At 73.3% G+C, this 16457-nt stretch carries 10 protein-coding genes; 4 read left to right on the top strand and 6 right to left on the bottom strand.

The genetic code is table 11. The features are described from left to right. Positions 1-90 precede the first annotated feature (90 nt). Entirely contained in the window at positions 91-1173 is a 1083-nt protein-coding gene (locus tag ACIPSC_RS20380; RefSeq protein ID WP_400827287.1) for a hypothetical protein, read from the bottom strand. 466 nt (positions 1174-1639) lie between these two features. Here ACIPSC_RS20380 and ACIPSC_RS20375 point away from each other — a divergent pair, with 466 nt between their 5' ends. Further along, entirely contained in the window at positions 1640-2887 is a 1248-nt protein-coding gene (locus ACIPSC_RS20375; protein ID WP_400827286.1) for an RNA-guided endonuclease InsQ/TnpB family protein, read from the top strand. Between the two features lie 134 nt (positions 2888-3021). After that, complete coding sequence (locus tag ACIPSC_RS20370; RefSeq protein ID WP_400827284.1) at positions 3022-3765, top strand: PIG-L deacetylase family protein; 744 nt, start codon at positions 3022-3024, stop codon at positions 3763-3765. A 58-nt stretch (positions 3766-3823) separates the two neighbouring features. Here the strand turns inward: ACIPSC_RS20370 and ACIPSC_RS20365 are convergent, their stop codons facing one another. The 3 genes from ACIPSC_RS20365 to ACIPSC_RS20355 all read right to left on the bottom strand — a co-directional run bounded on the left by ACIPSC_RS20365 (position 3824) and on the right by ACIPSC_RS20355 (position 5777). Continuing rightward, entirely contained in the window at positions 3824-4624 is an 801-nt protein-coding gene (locus tag ACIPSC_RS20365; protein ID WP_400827283.1) for a DedA family protein, read from the bottom strand. A 49-nt stretch (positions 4625-4673) separates the two neighbouring features. Then, positions 4674-4868, bottom strand: coding sequence for a DUF1918 domain-containing protein (locus ACIPSC_RS20360; protein ID WP_313766838.1), 195 nt, complete (start codon positions 4866-4868; stop codon positions 4674-4676). Between the two features lie 231 nt (positions 4869-5099). Continuing rightward, positions 5100-5777 carry a TetR/AcrR family transcriptional regulator gene (locus tag ACIPSC_RS20355; protein ID WP_400827281.1) on the bottom strand — a complete coding sequence of 226 codons (678 nt, stop codon included), beginning with the start codon at positions 5775-5777 and terminating at the stop codon, positions 5100-5102. Positions 5778-6236: 459 nt separating this feature from the next. Between ACIPSC_RS20355 and ACIPSC_RS20350 the strand changes: the two genes are divergently transcribed. Both ACIPSC_RS20350 and ACIPSC_RS20345 read left to right on the top strand, forming a co-directional pair. Then, the gene (locus ACIPSC_RS20350; RefSeq protein WP_400827280.1) at positions 6237-8189 is read left to right on the top strand and encodes a glycoside hydrolase family 5 protein; all 1953 of its coding nucleotides are present in this window, start codon (positions 6237-6239) and stop codon (positions 8187-8189) included. A gap of 249 nt (positions 8190-8438) precedes the next feature. Beyond that, positions 8439-10499: a phosphocholine-specific phospholipase C gene (locus ACIPSC_RS20345; protein WP_400827279.1), complete on the top strand. Its 2061-nt coding sequence runs from the start codon at positions 8439-8441 to the stop codon at positions 10497-10499. A gap of 133 nt (positions 10500-10632) precedes the next feature. On the opposite strand, the gene ACIPSC_RS20340 is transcribed toward ACIPSC_RS20345, so the two are convergent. Together ACIPSC_RS20340 and ACIPSC_RS20335 are read right to left on the bottom strand one after the other, a co-directional pair. Further along, entirely contained in the window at positions 10633-11832 is a 1200-nt protein-coding gene (locus ACIPSC_RS20340; protein WP_400827278.1) for a PP2C family protein-serine/threonine phosphatase, read from the bottom strand. Positions 11833-12031: 199 nt separating this feature from the next. After that, positions 12032-16357 carry a LamG-like jellyroll fold domain-containing protein gene (locus tag ACIPSC_RS20335; protein WP_400827277.1) on the bottom strand — a complete coding sequence of 1442 codons (4326 nt, stop codon included), beginning with the start codon at positions 16355-16357 and terminating at the stop codon, positions 12032-12034. Positions 16358-16457 lie beyond the last annotated feature (100 nt).

The following is a 16457-nucleotide window of genomic DNA, read 5'->3' as shown; positions in this document are numbered from 1 at the left end:
AAGTTGGGTGCGGGGTCGGAGCGGGTCGGACGGCGCGGGTCGGACGGCGCGGGTCGGACGGCGAGGGTCGGACGGCGAGGGCGCCGGGCCTCAGAGCCCGGCGGGCCCGTAGAGCACGTCGACGGTCAGCTGTCCGTCGAACTGGCGGGCCACAGCGGTGTTGGCGACCACCGTGATCAGGGCGTTGGAGTTCTTCGAGGTGAAGACGCAGACCCGGTCGCCCGGCGCGAACCCGTGCGGCGCGTAGCCACTGGCGAACCGGTTGGTCGCGGCCAGGCAGGCGTCCCGGGTGGCGGGCGCGTCGCTCGGGAGGAAGGCCGCCGCGTCCTTGTAGCCGGCGAGCTCGCTGCCGTCGTCGGCCTTGCCGTACCAGCCGAAGGTCTCGTTGGGGCCGTCCCACTTCGACACCGCCGGGCTGTTCGGGTTGCCGAGGTCGACGGCCGTCCCCTGGGGGATGACGGTCCGGTAGCCGCCGGTCCAGCCGGTGGGGGGCGGCGTCGGCGTGGCGACCGGGCTCGGCGCCGGGGTGGCCGGCCGCGAGGTGGCGGGCGCCGGCGGGGCGCTCTGGGCCGGCGGCGGCGCCGGCAGGGGGACGACCTGGGTGCCGCCCCCGCCCGCCCCGGCGCCGCCGTTGGCCGCGCCGGCACCGCTGCCGCCACTCGCGCCGCCGCCCCCGGCGGCGCTGCCGCCGCCGGCCGAACCGCCGCCCGTCCCGGAACCGCCCGTCGCGCCGCCGGCGCTCCCGACGCCGCCGGCCTTGCTGGTGCCGCCTGTGCCGTTGCCGCCGCCGCCCTGCCCGCCGTTGCCCGCGCCACCGGCGGCGGCACCGCCGTTTCCGCCGTTGCCGCCGACGGCGCCGTTCGAGGTCCCCGCGGTGGGCGGGTTCTGCGGCCCGTCCTGGACCGGCGGCGTGGCGTCCGGCCCGGACGGCGTCCCGGCGCCGGTCGGGCGGTCGGTGGCCGTGGCCGCGGCCGTCACCGGGGCCGAGCCCGCCTGGCTCCCGCCGCCCCGGCCGCGACCGCCGGAGGTCAGCGCCACGGTGGCGCCGAGCACCGCCAGGCACACGGCCGTCACGATCAGCGCGACCACGCCGCGCCGGGAGAGCCGCCGACCCGCCCGGGGTACGGTCGGCGCGGCCATGTTGACCGTCGCCGTCTCGCTCTGCACGGTCACGCCGTTCGTGGTGCTGTCGCGAATGGTGCTGCGAACGCTGCTCCGGTCCTCCCCGGCACCGGTCGGGCCGGAACGCGCCGTCCTGCCGTCCTTCTCCCAGTTCACGTGCCGACCCCCACGTCTCCCCGCGGATGTGCGATCCGCCCCGGTGGAGTCCTGCCCGGCCCGGCCCGCTCCCCAACCGGCCCGTCGGGCACGAACATGATCCGGGCCCCCGCCCGCGGCGGCTCTGGCGCGCGTCCGTCCGGATCTGCGCCCGACGGCCGGAGTCCCCTGGCCGGAAACGGGACTGACGGACTGTCCGGCGCCCGTTCGGCCCCGTGATCGGGTAATTCCTCGCCGCAAACCCCGGCGTTCACGCCGGGGACAAGGCGATCCTTGGCCCGGAGCCGCGAAGCGGCGCAGTTCTCTGCGTTGTCAGTGTCCTGTACTAGGGTGATCAACATCAACTCGAAGGGGGTGTTCCATGCTGCAAGGCCGTAAGTACCGGCTTGAACTGACAGGCGTTCAGGCCGAGTTGTGCGAGACGTTCGGTGACGTATGCCGGTCGGTGTGGAACACCGCCTTGGAGCAGCGGCGGGAGTACCGGCGGCGCGGGGCGTGGATGAACTACGTTCCGCAGGCCGCCGAGATGGCGGAGGCGAAGCGGGAGTTCCCTTGGCTCGCGGATGCTCCCTCGCACGTGTTGCAGCAGACCCTCAAGGATCTTGAGCGGGCGTGCAAGGATCACGGCACGTATCGGGTGCGGTGGCGTTCGAAGGCCCGTTGGTCTCCTTCGTTTCGCTTTCCGGCGGGGAACCTGATCACGGTCGAGCGGACCGGCCGTAAGTGGGGCCGGGCGAAGCTCCCGAAGCTCGGATGGGTCCGGTTCCGCTGGGCACGTCCGCTCGGTGGTGACGTGCGTTCCGCGACCGTCACCCGGCAGGGCGCGCACTGGTTCGTGTCGTTCCTGGTCGAGACCGGAACCACGACCCCGGACTGTCACGCCATGCCGCACACGGCCGTCGGGGTGGACCGGGGCGTGAAGGTCGCCGCGACCACCAGCGATGGCGTGTTCCACGATCGGCCGTACGCCACCAAGGGTGAGACCGCGAGGCTGCGGCGGTTGCAACAGCGGCTTTCCCGGTGCAAGCGTGGCAGCAGCCGTCGGCGCGCGGTCGTGGCGAAGATCAACGCGATCACCGGTCGCGTCCGGAACCGGCGCGGAGACTTCTGCGCGCAGACAGCCGCCGATCTGACCACCCGCAACGCGGTCGTCGTGCTCGAAGACCTGCGCACCCGTAACATGACCGCATCTGCGGCCGGGACGGCCGAGGCCCCCGGCAAGCAGGTGGCGCAGAAAGCCGGCCTTAACCGGTCCATCCTGGACAAGGGATGGCACATGCTCGAACTCGCGCTCCGCAACGCGGCGCGCACCACCGGAACGCAGATCGTGCTGGTTCCGGCGGCGTACACCTCCCAGACGTGCAACGAGTGCAAGCACGTGGACCCGAAGTCACGCGAGAGCCAAGCGTCCTTCCGGTGCACGGCTTGCGGACACACCGCGCACGCCGACGTGAACGCCGCGAAGAACATCAAGGCCGCCGGGCAGGCGGTCTCAGGGCGTGGAGACCTCGGGAACACCCGGTCCGTGAAGCGCCAACCACCGGCGACGCGCACCAGCTCGGGGCGAAGCCCCCGCGCGGCACGCGCGGCCGGAATCCCCGTGCTTTAGCGCGGGGAGGAAGTCAACTTCTAGAGTCGCCAGCGGTAGGACCGTAGGACGACCGCACCGGCGGCCGCCCGCTGTGCACGACCGCACCGGACCAGCACGACCGCACCGCGTACACCACGGAGAGGCAAGTATCCATGAGCGAGCAGCAGGCGCCCGAGCCGTTCGAGCCCGTCGACGAGGACTGGCAGACCGCCCTGGCCGTCGTGGCCCACCCCGACGACATGGAGTACGGCGGGGCCGCCGCCGTCGCCCGCTGGACGGCGCAGGGGAAGAAGGTGGTCTACGTGATGGTCACCAGTGGCGAGGCCGGGATCGACTCGCTGAGCCCGGAGGAGTGCGGCCCGCTGCGCGAGGCCGAGCAGATCGCCTCCGCCGCCGTCGTCGGCGTCGACACGGTCGAGTTCCTCGGCCACCCGGACGGCGTACTGGAGTACGGGCTGCCGCTGCGCCGCGACATCGCCCGGGCGGTCCGCCGCCACCGCCCGGACATCGTCATCACCAGCAACTTCCGCGAGACCTACGGCGGTGCCTTCCTCAACCAAGCCGACCACATCGCCGTCGGCCGGGCCACCCTCGACGGGGTGCGGGACGCGGGCAACCGGTGGGTGTTCCGCGAGCTCACGGCCGAGGGGCTGGAGCCGTGGAACGGCGTGCGGCAGATCTGGGCGGTCGCCTCGCCGGATTCGCGGCACGCCGTGGACACCACCGACCACTTCGACCAGGGCGTCGCCTCGCTGGCCGAGCACAAGGCGTACCTGGCCGGACTCGGCGGCGCGATGGCCGAGCCGCGGGAGTTCCTGGAGGGCTTCGGCCGCTCGGCGGGCACCCGGCTCGGCACCCGCTTCGCCGTCCCGTTCGAGGTGTTCCCGCTCCGGTAGCGGGACGGCGGCTGGGGGCGGCGGGGCCGGGCGACGCGGGGGCGCGTCGGCCGCGCCGCTACCGCGGGTCCTCCGGGGCCCGCGGCTCCTGCCGCTCCGGTGGCTCCGGTGGCTCCGGTGGTTCAGGTGGCTCCGGTGGTTCCACCAGCTCCCGGGTACCGGACGGCTCCGGTGCGCCGCCCGGCTGCCCCTGCCCCTGCCCCCGGCCCTGCGCCGGCCCGTTGCGCTGCCGGCCGCCGCGCCGGCGGCGCAGCACGGCCCGGACGGCGAGCACCGCGCAGACCGCGAGCAGGCCGAACAGCAGCCAGAGCTGGTAGCGGACCACCGCCCGGTAGATGGTGCCGATGTTGGTGCCGGCCAGGTAGCCGAAGGCCGACCAGACGCCGACCCAGAGCGCCGCGCCGAGCACGTTGAACGGCTGGAACCGCCGCCACGGCATCTCGGTGGTCCCGGCGATGATCCCGTTGGTCTGCCGCAGCCCGTCCACGAAGCGGGCCACCGTGACCACCTTCCCGCCGTGCCGGGCGAAGAACCCGTCGGCGCGCTCCATCCGGGCCGGTGTGAGTGCCACGTAGCGCCCCCAGCGGTGGACGAAGGCGCGGCCTCCGGTGCTGCCGATCAGGTAGCCGAGGCTGTTGCCGACGACGGCGGCCGCGAAGGCGATCGTCACCACGGCGGCCAGACTGAGGTGCCCGGCGCCGGCGTAGACGGCGGCGAGCACCAGGATGGTCTGGCCGGGGGCGGGGATTCCGCAGTTGTCCAGCAGGACGAAGAGCGCCACCGCCGGATAGCCGTACTGGTCGAGCAGCGGCGCGAGCCCGGCGAGTGCGCCGGGCAGTTCGGGCGCGGACGCGGACACGTGGCTCACCACCCCGCGCCGCGGCGGCGCGGGGTGGTGGTGGCCTGGGTCAGTGGAGCGCCTCGCGGCGTTCGATGTTGCAGTCGGGCCCGGGGTAGATCAGGCCTACGTGGCCGTCCTCGAAGCGGACCATGTACGGCGGCTCGCCCTCCTGGCCGCGCACCTCGATGATCTCGCCCTTCTGGTCGACCATGCCCACCGACCTGCTGTGGATGTGGAGCTGGTCACCTACCGCTGCCTGCATGGTCTGCTCCTCGGGTAGCTGTGGCCGCGCGCGGGCGGCCGTTCTGCTTCCACTGTGCTGCGGCGGAGGCGGGCTCGCAACGTCGTGGTGGGCCGGCACGCGGCCGTGTCGCGCGCCGGGAGCTGCCGGTTCGTGCCGTCCGTTCCCGGGCGGGTGCGCGGTGTGTCCGGCTCGGCGCAGGGTGTGCCGGAGGCCCGTCCCCGGCCCCGCTTCCGTGGGGTCCGGTGGCCGTCAGCGCGGGCCGAACTGCGCGGCGAGGTAGCAGCGGATCAGCTGCTTGCACTCGGCGATCAGGGCCGGGTCGCCCTCCGGGTCGCTGCGGAAGGCCAGCTTGAGGACGGCGTCCGCCGCCTCCAGGGCCACCCGCAGCCCGAGCGTGAGTGCGGCCGGGTCGGCCGTCGCGAACAGCTCGGCGCCGAGCGCCTGCAGGCGCAGCGCGACGGCCGTGTTGTTGTCGAGCTCGGCGTCGAGCAGGTGCTGGTCGTCCCGGACGCCGGCGGGGACGGCCGCGTCGGCCAGTCCGAAGTCCACCTGACCGAAGCCGGGCACCGTCCGCTTCATGACGACGAACTCGTCGACCGCCAGATCGGTGAACCCGGCCGGCCCGGCCGGGGACTCCGCCAGCAGCCGCTGCTCGACGCGCCCGAGGTAGAGGTCGAGGTTGCGGCCGGCCAGTGCCGCCAGCAGGTCCTCCTTGCCGGCGAAGAACTGGTAGAGCGTGCCGATGGGCACCTGCGCGCGGTGCGCGACCTCCTTGGTGGTGAGCGCGCCGGCGCCGACCTCGTCGAGCAGCCCGGCACAGGCGTCGAGGATCCGGCCGTAGCGCTCCTGGCTGCGCTGCTGCACCGGGCGCCGACGGCCCGGACCGGTCCGCTCGACGGTCTGGTGACTCCTCGTGTCCGCGCTCATGGGGCCACTGTGCCGCATCGGGCGTTCCCCCGGCCAATTCCCGCCCCCCGCCGCCGTGCCGCGCCGGCCGCTTCGCGGCCTCCGGGCAGGCCCTTCCGGCCGTTGCGGGACACGGCCCCGTGCCGTTCGCCGGAGGGCCGGACTCCGGATGCCGGGAGTTGTCCGTGAACAGTCGTCAGGAGTGGTAGCGTCCTGCCCTGCCACGACCGCGGCACTCCTCCCCGGTGACCGTTCGGTTCCTGGTGTCCGTGCTCAGCACCGTCCCCCTTCCAGACCGCACGGGGCCCGGCCCCGTTCGCCAAGACCGCTGCGACCGCCCCGGGTTCACCGCTCCGGGTCGTCCACGGCCTCGGGCTCACCGGCCTCCCTCCGCCGGTACGTCGAGTCGCCGCGATTCCCGGGACCGGGCAGCGGGGTGAACGGGTCGCCGCCGCCTGCCTTGACCCACCGGGATGACGAATGAAGAAGCTCGTGCACCGCGCGCTCGCGGCAGGGGCAGCCCTGACCGCGTGCGTCGCGATGACCGCGGGAGCCGGCACCGCCGCCTCCGCCGCACCGGCAACACCCACCACCGCACCCGCGGCCGCCGCTGCGCCGGTGCCGCTCACCGGCCCGCAGCTCGCCACCTCCTGGACCGCCCCGCTCAGCACCCGCGGGCGGTACATCGTCGACGCGGCCGGCAACCGATTCAAGCTGAAGGCCGGCAACTGGGCGGGCGCCCAGGGCACTTGGCAGGGCAGCGGCTCCACCACCGACCCGGCGAACAACCAGGCCGGCCAGGTCTCCTACAACCTGCCGCTCGGCCTGGACCGGGCGCCGATCGCCGACATCCTGACCGGCTTCCACCGCCTCGGCATCAACAGCGTCCGGCTGCCCTTCGCCAACGCGATGATCCACGACACCGCGCCGGTGCCGGACGTCGCCGTCACCGCCAACCCGCAGCTGAAGGGGAAGACCCCGCTGCAGGTCTACGACGCCGTGGTGGCCGCGCTGACCGCCGACGGCTTCGCGGTGATCCTCAACAACCACACCACCAGCTACCGCTTCTGCTGCGGCCTGGACGGCAACGAGCGCTGGAACAGCGGCCAGTCCACCCAGGCCTGGGAGGACGACTGGGTGTTCCTGGTGAGCCGGTACAAGGACAACAAGCGGGTGGTCGGCGCCGACCTGCGCAACGAGGTCCGCCGCGACACCTGGGACGACCCCAACTGGGGCATGGGCGACAGCCACGACGAGTTCGCGGCCTTCGAGGAGGCGGGCAACCGCATCCTCCGGGCCGACCCCGACATGCTGGTCGTCATGGAGGGGATCAACTGGTACGGCATCCCCGCCGCGATCTTCAGCCACGGCCGGCCCAACCTCACCCCGGTCCGCACCCTCTCCAACACCCTGATCGACTCGGGCAAGCTGGTCTACGCGGCACACTTCTACGGCTACACCGGCCCGGCCAACACCGGTGCGGGCAGCGGCCCGGGGGCCACCAGCGACCCGCGCTACCAGGACTTCACCCCCGAGCAGCTGGCGCAGGTCGTCAACGACGAGGCCCTGTTCGTGACGGAGTCCGGCCAGCACTTCACCGCACCGGTGTGGATCAGCGAGTTCGGCGCCGGCGGGCGCGGCGACACGGACGCCAAGGGGCAGGCCTGGTTCGACCACTTCACCGCGATCCTGGCGGCGAACGACACCGACTTCGCCATCTGGCCGCTGGTCGGCTGGCAGAACGCCGGCGTCCCGAACGACAGCTGGGCGCTGCTGCACTTCGACACCGCAGGCCGGGCGCTCAGCCTGGAGGACCCGGGCGACTGGCGCGCCCCGTACTGGAACCGGCTGCTCGCGGCCCCCTCCCGCACCGGTCAGGTCGCACCGGGCCCGCGCTGGAACATGCTCGACCTCGACCACACCGACTTCAACGTCTCCCGGCGGATGCTCGCGCAGCCCGACTGGAGCCCCGGCAACCGCAAGGCCAACTGCCCGGACGGCCAGCGCCTGGTCGGCCTCGCCCGCAGCGACAGCCGGGGCCTGTGCACGGACGCGGGCGCGCCCGCGCCCCGCACCGGCGACTGGGTGACCGTCACCGACGAGCGGTACGTCACCCACGGGGACTGGGCCGCCGGCTACAACAAGCTGCAGTGCCCGGACAACACGTACGCGGTCGGCTACAGCGTCCGCTCCAACGCGATGTCCGCCCTGCTCTGCGCCCCGGCGGCCGCGCTGCCGCTGTCCGGGCGCAACGTCTGGTTCGACCACGGCGACAACCGGCCCGCGACCGGCGGTTCCACGGCCAGTGACTGGGCCCCGGGCTACTACAAGGGCCAGTGCACGGACGACGAGTACGTCGCCGGTGTCGCCTTCACCTGGAAGTGGCTCCACTACGGCGTCCCGGACGCGCTGCTCTGCCGACCGGTGAAGTGATCCGGGGGAGCACCACCCGACGGTGCCCCCGCCGGCGGTCCGACCGCCGGCGGGGGCACCGTTCGTCCGGGCGCCGCCGTTGCCGCCGCCCGGGGTGACACCGGCCACGCCCGCCCGACAGCTTGTACGGACAACTCAAGGCGTTCGCCTGACGTACAGCCGGCCGCCACGAGCGGTCCTCCGGGTGGTACCCCGCCCACGCTGTCCTTGGGGCGCCGTCCTCCCCCCGACACGCAGAGGTCACCCACCATGGCTGAGCTGAGCCGCCGGCGATTCTTCCAACTGACCGGCGCGACAGTCGCGTTCTCGGCACTGTCACAGAGCATCGCGCGCGCCGCGTCCATCGCCCCGCAGGGCAGCACCGGCACCATCCAGGACGTCGACCACATCGTCGTGCTGATGCAGGAGAACCGTTCGTTCGACCACTACTTCGGGGCGATGAAGGGCGTCCGGGGCTTCGGCGACCCGCGCCCGGTGACCCTGCCCAGCGGAAAGCCGGTCTGGTACCAGACGGACAGCTCGAAGAAGGAGGTGCTGCCGTTCCGCCCCCAGGTGAACGACCTGGGCATGCAGTTCGTGCAGGACCTGAACCACGACTGGGCCGGCGGCCACAAGGCCTTCAACAACGGCAAGTACGACCAGTGGATCCCCGCCAAGACGGCCACCACGATGGCGTACCTGACCCGCCAGGACATCCCGTTCCACTACGCGCTCGCGGACGCCTTCACCATCTGCGACGCGTACCACTGCTCGTTCATCGGCTCCACCGACCCGAACCGCTACTACATGTGGACCGGCTACACCGGGAACGACGGTGCCGGCGGCGGCCCGGTGCTGGGCAACCAGGAGGCCGGCTACGGCTGGACGACCTACCCGGAGCGGCTGGAGAAGGCCGGGGTCTCCTGGAAGATCTACCAGGACATCGGCGACGGCCTGGACGCGGCCGGCGGCTGGGGCTGGATCAACGACGCGTACCGCGGCAACTACGGCGACAACTCGCTGCTGTACTTCAACAACTACCGCAACGCCAAGCCCGGCGACCCGCTCTACCAGAAGGCCCGCACCGGCACCGACGCCAAGGCCGGCGAGGGCCTGTTCGACGGCCTCCGGCGGGACGTGCAGGCCGGCACGCTGCCGCAGATCTCCTGGATCGCCGCCCCCGAGGCGTTCACCGAGCACCCCAACTGGCCCGCCAACTACGGCGCCTGGTACGTCTCCCAGGTGCTGGACGCGCTGACCTCCAACCCCGACGTGTGGGCCCGCACCGCGCTGTTCATCACCTACGACGAGAACGACGGCTTCTTCGACCACGTCGTACCGCCGTTCCCGCCGTCCTCCGCCGCACAGGGGCTGTCGACGGCGTCGACCACGGCGGACTACCACCCGGGCAGCACCGGCTACGCGGCCGGCCCCTACGGCCTCGGCCAGCGGGTGCCGATGCTCGTCGTCTCGCCCTGGAGCACCGGCGGCTACACCTGCTCCGAGACCTTCGACCACACCTCGATCATCCGGTTCATGGAGCGCCGCTTCGGCGTCCAGGAGCCCAACATCTCGCCCTGGCGGCGGGCGATCTGCGGCGACCTGACCGCGGCCTTCGACTTCACCAGCTCGAACGCGGCGCCGGCGGCGCTGCCCTCGACGGCCGGCTACCTCCCGCCGGACCGCAACCGCCACCCGGACTACGTGCCGACCCCGCCGGCCACCGGCACCATGCCCAAGCAGGAGCGGGGGAGCAAGCCCACCCGCCCGCTGAAGTACGCGCCGTACGTCGACGGCGCGGCCGACACCGTCGCGGGCAAGTTCGGCCTCACCTTCAGCGGCGGGGCCGCGGCCGGCGCCCAGTTCCTGGTGACCTCGCCGATTCGCCCCGACGGCCCGTGGACGTACACCGCCGAGGCGGGCAGGTCGGTCGCGGACGCCTGGAACACCAAGTACTCCAAGGGCCTCACCGACCTGACCGTGCACGGTCCGAACGGCTTCCTGCGCCGCTTCCGCAACCCCGGCAGGACGGCCGGCCCCGAGGTCACCGCGCGCCACAACGCGACCACCGGCAACCTCGACCTGACGTTCACCAACGCGGGCAGTGCCGACGCCGTCCTGACCGTCGCCGACGCCTACGGGGGCGCGCCGACCAAGGTCACCGTCCGCCGGGGCGCGACGGTCGCCTTCACCGTCGACCTGGCCGCCGGGCACCGCTGGTACGACGTGACCGTCACCTCCAGCACCTCGACGGACTTCGTCCGCCGCCTGGCCGGGCACGTCGAGACCGGTGCCTCGGGCGTCTCCGACCCCGGGATCCTCACCTACTGATCCACCGCCCCGCCGATCCATCGGCAGGGCGACGGCCCGCGCTGCCCCGGGTGCCGCACGGTGCCCGGGGCAGCCGCGCGCCGCTGTCGGGCGGGAGCGGATCCGCCGGCGGCCGGGGGCGGAGGTCCGCGGCTCAGTCGCCGGGCCGCACCGGGTGCCACTCGGCCAGCACGATGGTCGCGTCGTCGCGCAGCCGGTGGTCCTGGTGGGCCGTCAGGCTGTGGATGAGCCGGCGCAGCGCCTCCGGGGCGGGGTCGCCGCCGGCCATGTGCTGGACGATGGTGTCGGCGAGGCGCTCCTCTCCGTAGAGTTCGCCGCTCGCCGAGCGTGCCTCGGTCACGCCGTCGGTGTAGACGAGCAGCCGGTCGCCGGGCTGGAGCCCCGTGTGGTGGGTGACCGGCGCGGTGTTGCTGTGGAAGCCCAGGCCGAGGGGCAGCTGGGCCCGGCGGGACAGCGCCTCGGGCAGCACCCGGCGGTCCCTGATCAGCAGGGGCGACGGGTGGCCGCAGTTCACCCAGGTGAGCCTTCCGGTCGTGGTGTCCAGATCGGCGAGGACGGCGGTCAGCAGGCGGCCGGGGATCCACTCGACGAGAGTCCGGTCGATCGTGCGGGCGACCTCGGCGAGGCTCCCGCCGGCCCTGCGGGTCGAACGGCAGGCGGCCAGGGCGACCGCGCTGGTCCCGCCGGCGGCGAGGTCGTGCCCCATGGCGTCGAACACCGACAGGTGCAGGACGTTGCCGATCATGCTGTGGTCGAAGGCGTCGCCGCCCACGTCGTAGGCGGGCTCCAGCACCGCACTGGAGGTGACGGTCCGGGTACCGATGGTGCGCGGCGGCAGGAAGCCCCAGAGCAGTTCGGCCTGCAGGCTCATCGTCGTGCGCCGCATGGTCCGGGCGATGACGTCGCCGTACGCGGCCCGGGAGACCACCAGCAGGGCGATCAGGCCGGCCAGGGCCTCGCAGTCGGCCAGCGCCCGCTCGTCGAGGGCCGGTGCCTCCACCCGCAGCGTCCCGATCCGCTCCACGCCGTCGATCAGCGGCAGCCAGCCCACCGCCGGCGGGCCCGCCGACACCTGGGTCCGCTGCAGCCGGTAGGCCCGCCCGCCGAGCGAGCCCTCGATCGCGACGGCCGGGTGGCGGACCTCCGAGGCCGGGTCCGGGAGTGGGACGAGCCGGTGCTGTTGCAGGTCGGCCAGGAACACCCAGGCCTCCGACAGCCCCAGCCCCCGGGCCGCCTCCCGCACCAGGTCGGGCACCTCCCACGGCCAGCCCACCCGGGCCCGCGCCATCGCGCGGGTGAGGACGCGCCCGAGGCGTCCGTCGTCGGCAGCCACGACCTCACCTCCTGGAGCGGTTCGCGGGCCTACCGAGCGGCTGCCCGGGGCCGCCGCACCGAAACCCGGAGCCGGCCGTGGGGGCCACGGCCCGCCCCGGCGGCCGCGGCCCGTCCACCCCCGGCCGGGACCGGAACGCGGAACGGCCCGCCCACCCCGGGCGGGGGTGGACGGGCCGCGTCGGTTCACCGGAGCGGGCTCAGCTCAGCCGGGTCGGCACCGGCCGCTTCCCGTCGAGCGAGGCGACCCCGATGGGGGTGAGCGCCTCGGGGAAGAGCTGCACGTCGGCGACCTGGCCGGCGGCGTACTCGCCGTAGGTGCCCTTGTAGAGGCGGCGTCCGAGCTCCAGCGGACCGGTCGCGTTCCAGACCGTGCCCGCGTACTCGGCGGTGCCCGCGGCCTCGCCGTTGACGTACAGGCGCAGGTCCGCGGAGTCCGCGTCGTAGACGCCCACCAGGTGGTACCAGGTGTTGGTCTTCGGTGCCGCGGCGCCGCTGGTGGGGCCGTAGGCGCTGGTGAAGGTGCCGGTGGTGTCGTCCGCGTGGGCGTGGCCGAAGGCGAACGCGTGCGCCCCGCTGGAGTAGTACAGCTGGAGGGCGTTGGCGTTGGTGCCGGACTGCGAGACGAACGTGGAGTTGGCGGTGAGGCCGGTGAGCTTCACCCAGGCCGACACCGTGTAGCTGCGGCCGGTGTCCACCGCCGGCCCGGCGGCCTCGGCGTACGCGGTGGAGCCGTTGAGGGTCAGGGCCCCGCCGCGCGCCGGGTCGGCCCCGACGGTCGCGCCGCCGTTGAGGGTCAGCCCACCGGTCGGGCGGACGCTGTCCGCGGTGCTGTCCAGCTTCCACCAGGCGGAGGGCTGACGGACGTTGCCGATGCCGACCGGGGCCCCGAACTGGGCCAGGCCTGCGGCCGGTGCCGCACCGGGGTACTCGGTCAGCCGGCCGGACCGGGAGCCGGCGTAGAGCGCGGGGAACCCGGTGCCCTGCACGTCGCCCGGGGAGGCGACGACCGGGTGGTCCCGGTCGGCGACGCCGAGCGGCAGCACCTTCTGCGCGGTCGGCAGCACGTTGCCGGTGGTGGCGGCCCACTTCTGGTCGGCGATGTTGAGGCAGTCCCAGATGATCGTCTGGGTGCGCGGGTTGCGGTTGCCCGCCGGGTCGGCCAGGCAGCGGCCGGACTGCGGGTTCTTCAGGGTGCCCGGGTTCGGGCCGGGGACCCACTGCTGGGCGGCGGTGTTGTTGCACTGGTAGAGCTGCACCGGCGTGCCGTTGTCGGTGCCGCCCTTCAGCACGTCCAGGCACTTGCCGAGGGCGTGGACGCTGCCGTCGGCGCCGAGCGTGAACTGCTGCGCGTCGGTGCCGTTGCAGGTGTACATCCAGGCCGCGGTGCCGTTGGCGGTCTTGCCGCCCGCGATGTCCAGGCAGAGGTTCTTGTTGCCGGTGTCGAGCACGCCGGAGACCAGCGGAGCGTGGGTCGGCGCGGCGATCTTCGTGGTCGGCACGCCGGCGCTGAAGGTCAGCGGGAAGGTGCTGACCGCGCCGGTGACGTCGTCCCGGGCCCACAGGGTCGGCTGGCCGCCCACCGTGCCGGGGGCGAGCAGGGTGGTGCCGCTCCAGTCACCGGTGCCGATCCGCACGCCGGCCCCGAGGTTGCAGCCCGCCTGGAACGTCCCCGGGAAGTACCAGAGTTCGCCCTTGTCGACGGTGATCAGGTCGGGGGCGTCGGCGAACTGGGCGAGCTTGCCGGGGGCGAGGATCTGCGTGACGTTGTTCCAGGTGCCGTCCGAGCCCTTGGCCGGGCAGGAGGACGAGTTCCGGATCGGCACCACGTTCTGGGTGAGCGTGAAGCGCCCCGTCGTGCCGCCGGGCGTCACGGCGTCGTTCTGGTAGAGGTACAGCTCGTGGGTCGACCTGGAGTAGGCGAACAGGTCGTCCACGTTGGTGCCGGTGGCGGTGCCCCGGTGGGCGACCAGGTAGTTGTTCCACCCCGTGCCGTCCGGGCTCTGGGCCCTGGCGGAGGCGCTGACCGGCGGACCGGCCGGGTCGGCGTTGCCGCGGACCAGGACGAGGTCGCCCTCGGTGGTGGGGGCGAGCAGGTCGGGCACCGCGTCACCGTCGAGGTCGCCGGCGGTCACCTTGGTGGCCGGGTTCCAGGGAGCGAAGAAGCTGTACTGGCCGACGGTGCCCTGGCTGTTGCCGGCGTTGTCCACGGCCCGGACGAACAGCGTGTGCGCGCCCCACTGGGCGGCGCTCAGCACGATCGGGACCTCGGCGGTGGCGCTGCCACCGGTGGTGGCCACGGCGTTGACCGAGGCGGCGCCGTTGGCCGGGATGTTGGCGTCCAGCGCGTACTCGAAGCGGTCGACGCCGCTGCTGACGCAGCTGCCCCGGGTGCAGCCGGTGGGCGTGGGGTCGTTGGAGGTCACCGTGATCTTGACGCCGGTGTCACCGGCGTGGCCGGTGGGCGCCTTGTCGCCGCCGAGCGGCGGGAAGACCGGCGAGTCGGTGAAGGAGGCGATGCTCGGCGCGCTCAGGTCGACCTTGAAGTAGCAGTTGGCGGACCAGGGGCTCGCCAGGGTGCCGTCCTCGGCCTTGACGTGCCACCCGTACTGGTGGCCGTCGGCGACCTTGAAGCCGATGTTGACCCGGGTGGTGCCGCCGTCGCTGACCCAGCCGCTGACCGGGGCGCCCTTGTCGGTCGAGCCGCCGTCGGCGGCCGCCGTCTTGGTGTCCCAGACCTCGTACCGGGAGCGCAGGTTGACCCCGCTCATCTCGGTGTCGAGGTGCGCGTTGAGCGTGATGTCGGAGGCGTCCCCGGCCAGGCCGGACTGCCCGATCCAGCCGTCCGCCGCGCCGGCGCAGCCGTTGCTTGCCGGGGCACGGGTGGCCGGGGTGGTGCCCAGGCCGTCCGGCACCTCCGGCGCGATGTCGAACACCGTGGTCAGGTAAGGGTTGTTGGCGAAGCGGACGAAGTCGTCGTTGCTGCTCGACTTGGACTCGTTGCCCCAGAGCCCGAAGGTCCAGCTGTCCTTGACGCCGGAGAGCTTCCTGATCTGGCCGGTGACGTCGAAGTTGGCGTCGTGGTTGCCGCACTTCTGGCCGATGTTGGAGCTCTTGACCTTCTGCGTGCCGCCGATGTAGCCGTCACCGGTGATGTCAGGCTGGTTGTTCCAGCTGGTGGAGCCGCTGATCGCGGTCACCGTCGCGAGCTTCACGCCGGTCTCGTTGTCGCAGTCGAACGAGGCCCCGTAGGTCGAGGTCAGGTGGACCACCGACTTGGAGATCACCATCTTCTTGTCGAGGTTGGCGATGTTCAGCTCGAAGTAGGCGCGGTTGAGGCCGAAGCAGTCCTGCCAGCGCTGGTAGCCCACGCCCTCGCCGTTGTCCTGGGCGTCGTCGTACGGGCTCTGGCTCGCGCAGCCCTCCTTGACGGTGACGAAGTGGCTCTTCTTGCTGGTGATCGGGCTGGTGTACGGGTCGATGTACAGCGGCCAGACGGTGTCGGCGCCGCCCAGCAGGCCGGCGTCCGGCACCAGGGTGAGGGTGCCGGCCTCCTGGCTCACGGCGATCCGCTTGACCTGAGCAGAGCTGCCCGGCTGCTCGGGGGTGGAGACCGTGGCGGGGGCGGTGCCGGCGGGCGCGGTGTCCGCGGGGGCGTCGGCCTGCGGTGCGGCCTGCGCGGCCGGTGACTTGGCGGCCGACGACTTGGCGGCCGGTGAAGGCGCTGCGGCGGTCGGGGCGGAGGAGGGCGCGGCGGTCGTGGCCGAGTCCCACATCAGCGGGGTCGGCGAGCGGAAGACCGCGCTGCCGTCGGCGGCGGTGACCGCCACCCGGCCGTCCTGGTCGGTCGTCAGCGACAGGCCCGCGCTCACGCCGGTGGTCAGCTTGAGCGCGCGGAGTGCCGGGTTGGCGGCCGCCTTGGCGTCGTGGACGATCAGGACCTCGTGGAAGCCGCCCTGGTCGGTGCTGGTGACCTTGAGGTCGACGCCCGGCAGGACGCCGTTGTATTGCGCGGTGCTGCCGCTCACCACCGGTGCGGGGAGCGGGAACGGGAGGCTGTAGGAGAGCTTGCGCCCGTCGGCGTCGGTGAGGGTGGCCAGCGGTCCGCCGCCCCCGCCGGAGAGGGCCAGCCCGGACGGGGTGGCCGCGGGGGAGAGGGTGCCGTCGCCGTTCCTGGTCAGGGAGGCGTCGACGTCCTTCCAGCGGCCGTCCTTGCGCACCCGGGCGGGCTGCAGGTGGGAGGTGACGGTGAAGGTACCGTCGGCGTTGGCGACGGTCTGCGTGGTCTCGGTGGTCAGACTCTCGACGGTGACCGGCCCGCCGGTCCGCGCGGCCTCGGCCTTGGCGGCCGCCAGCGGCGAGTCCGCCGCGGGGGTCGCCGGGCTCGCGGGCCCGGCGGCGGTCGGACCGTCCGCGAGCGCCGGTCCGGCGCTGCCGAGCAGCAGGCCGGTGACCGCCGCCGACAGCGCCAGACGGCGTGTCAGTGTGCGCGCCGGATTTCTCCGGGCGCGGAGGAACTCCCCCATGGATCGCCCTTTCAGGGACCGGCGGCGGGCGATCCCGGGCGCCGCTGTGTTTCTCCTCACAGGGTGATCGCCCCGTGGCCCCCCGCCACGTGTCGGAATT

This window comes from Kitasatospora sp. NPDC090091, assembly GCF_044747365.1.
Classification (GTDB): domain Bacteria; phylum Actinomycetota; class Actinomycetes; order Streptomycetales; family Streptomycetaceae; genus Kitasatospora.
This window is presented reverse-complemented; position numbering and strand designations above follow the sequence as displayed.

Bases quoted from the DNA above. Each gene is read 5' to 3' on its own strand.
- ACIPSC_RS20375 (WP_400827286.1), top strand. From the start codon at position 1,640: ATGCTGCAAGGCCGTAAGTACCGGCTTGAACTGACAGGCGTTCAGGCC.
- ACIPSC_RS20370 (WP_400827284.1), top strand. From the start codon at position 3,022: ATGAGCGAGCAGCAGGCGCCCGAGCCGTTCGAGCCCGTCGACGAGGAC.
- ACIPSC_RS20360 (WP_313766838.1), bottom strand. From the start codon at position 4,868: ATGCAGGCAGCGGTAGGTGACCAGCTCCACATCCACAGCAGGTCGGTG.
- ACIPSC_RS20355 (WP_400827281.1), bottom strand. From the start codon at position 5,777: ATGAGCGCGGACACGAGGAGTCACCAGACCGTCGAGCGGACCGGTCCG.
- ACIPSC_RS20350 (WP_400827280.1), top strand. From the start codon at position 6,237: ATGAAGAAGCTCGTGCACCGCGCGCTCGCGGCAGGGGCAGCCCTGACC.
- ACIPSC_RS20345 (WP_400827279.1), top strand. From the start codon at position 8,439: ATGGCTGAGCTGAGCCGCCGGCGATTCTTCCAACTGACCGGCGCGACA.
- ACIPSC_RS20335 (WP_400827277.1), bottom strand. From the start codon at position 16,357: ATGGGGGAGTTCCTCCGCGCCCGGAGAAATCCGGCGCGCACACTGACA.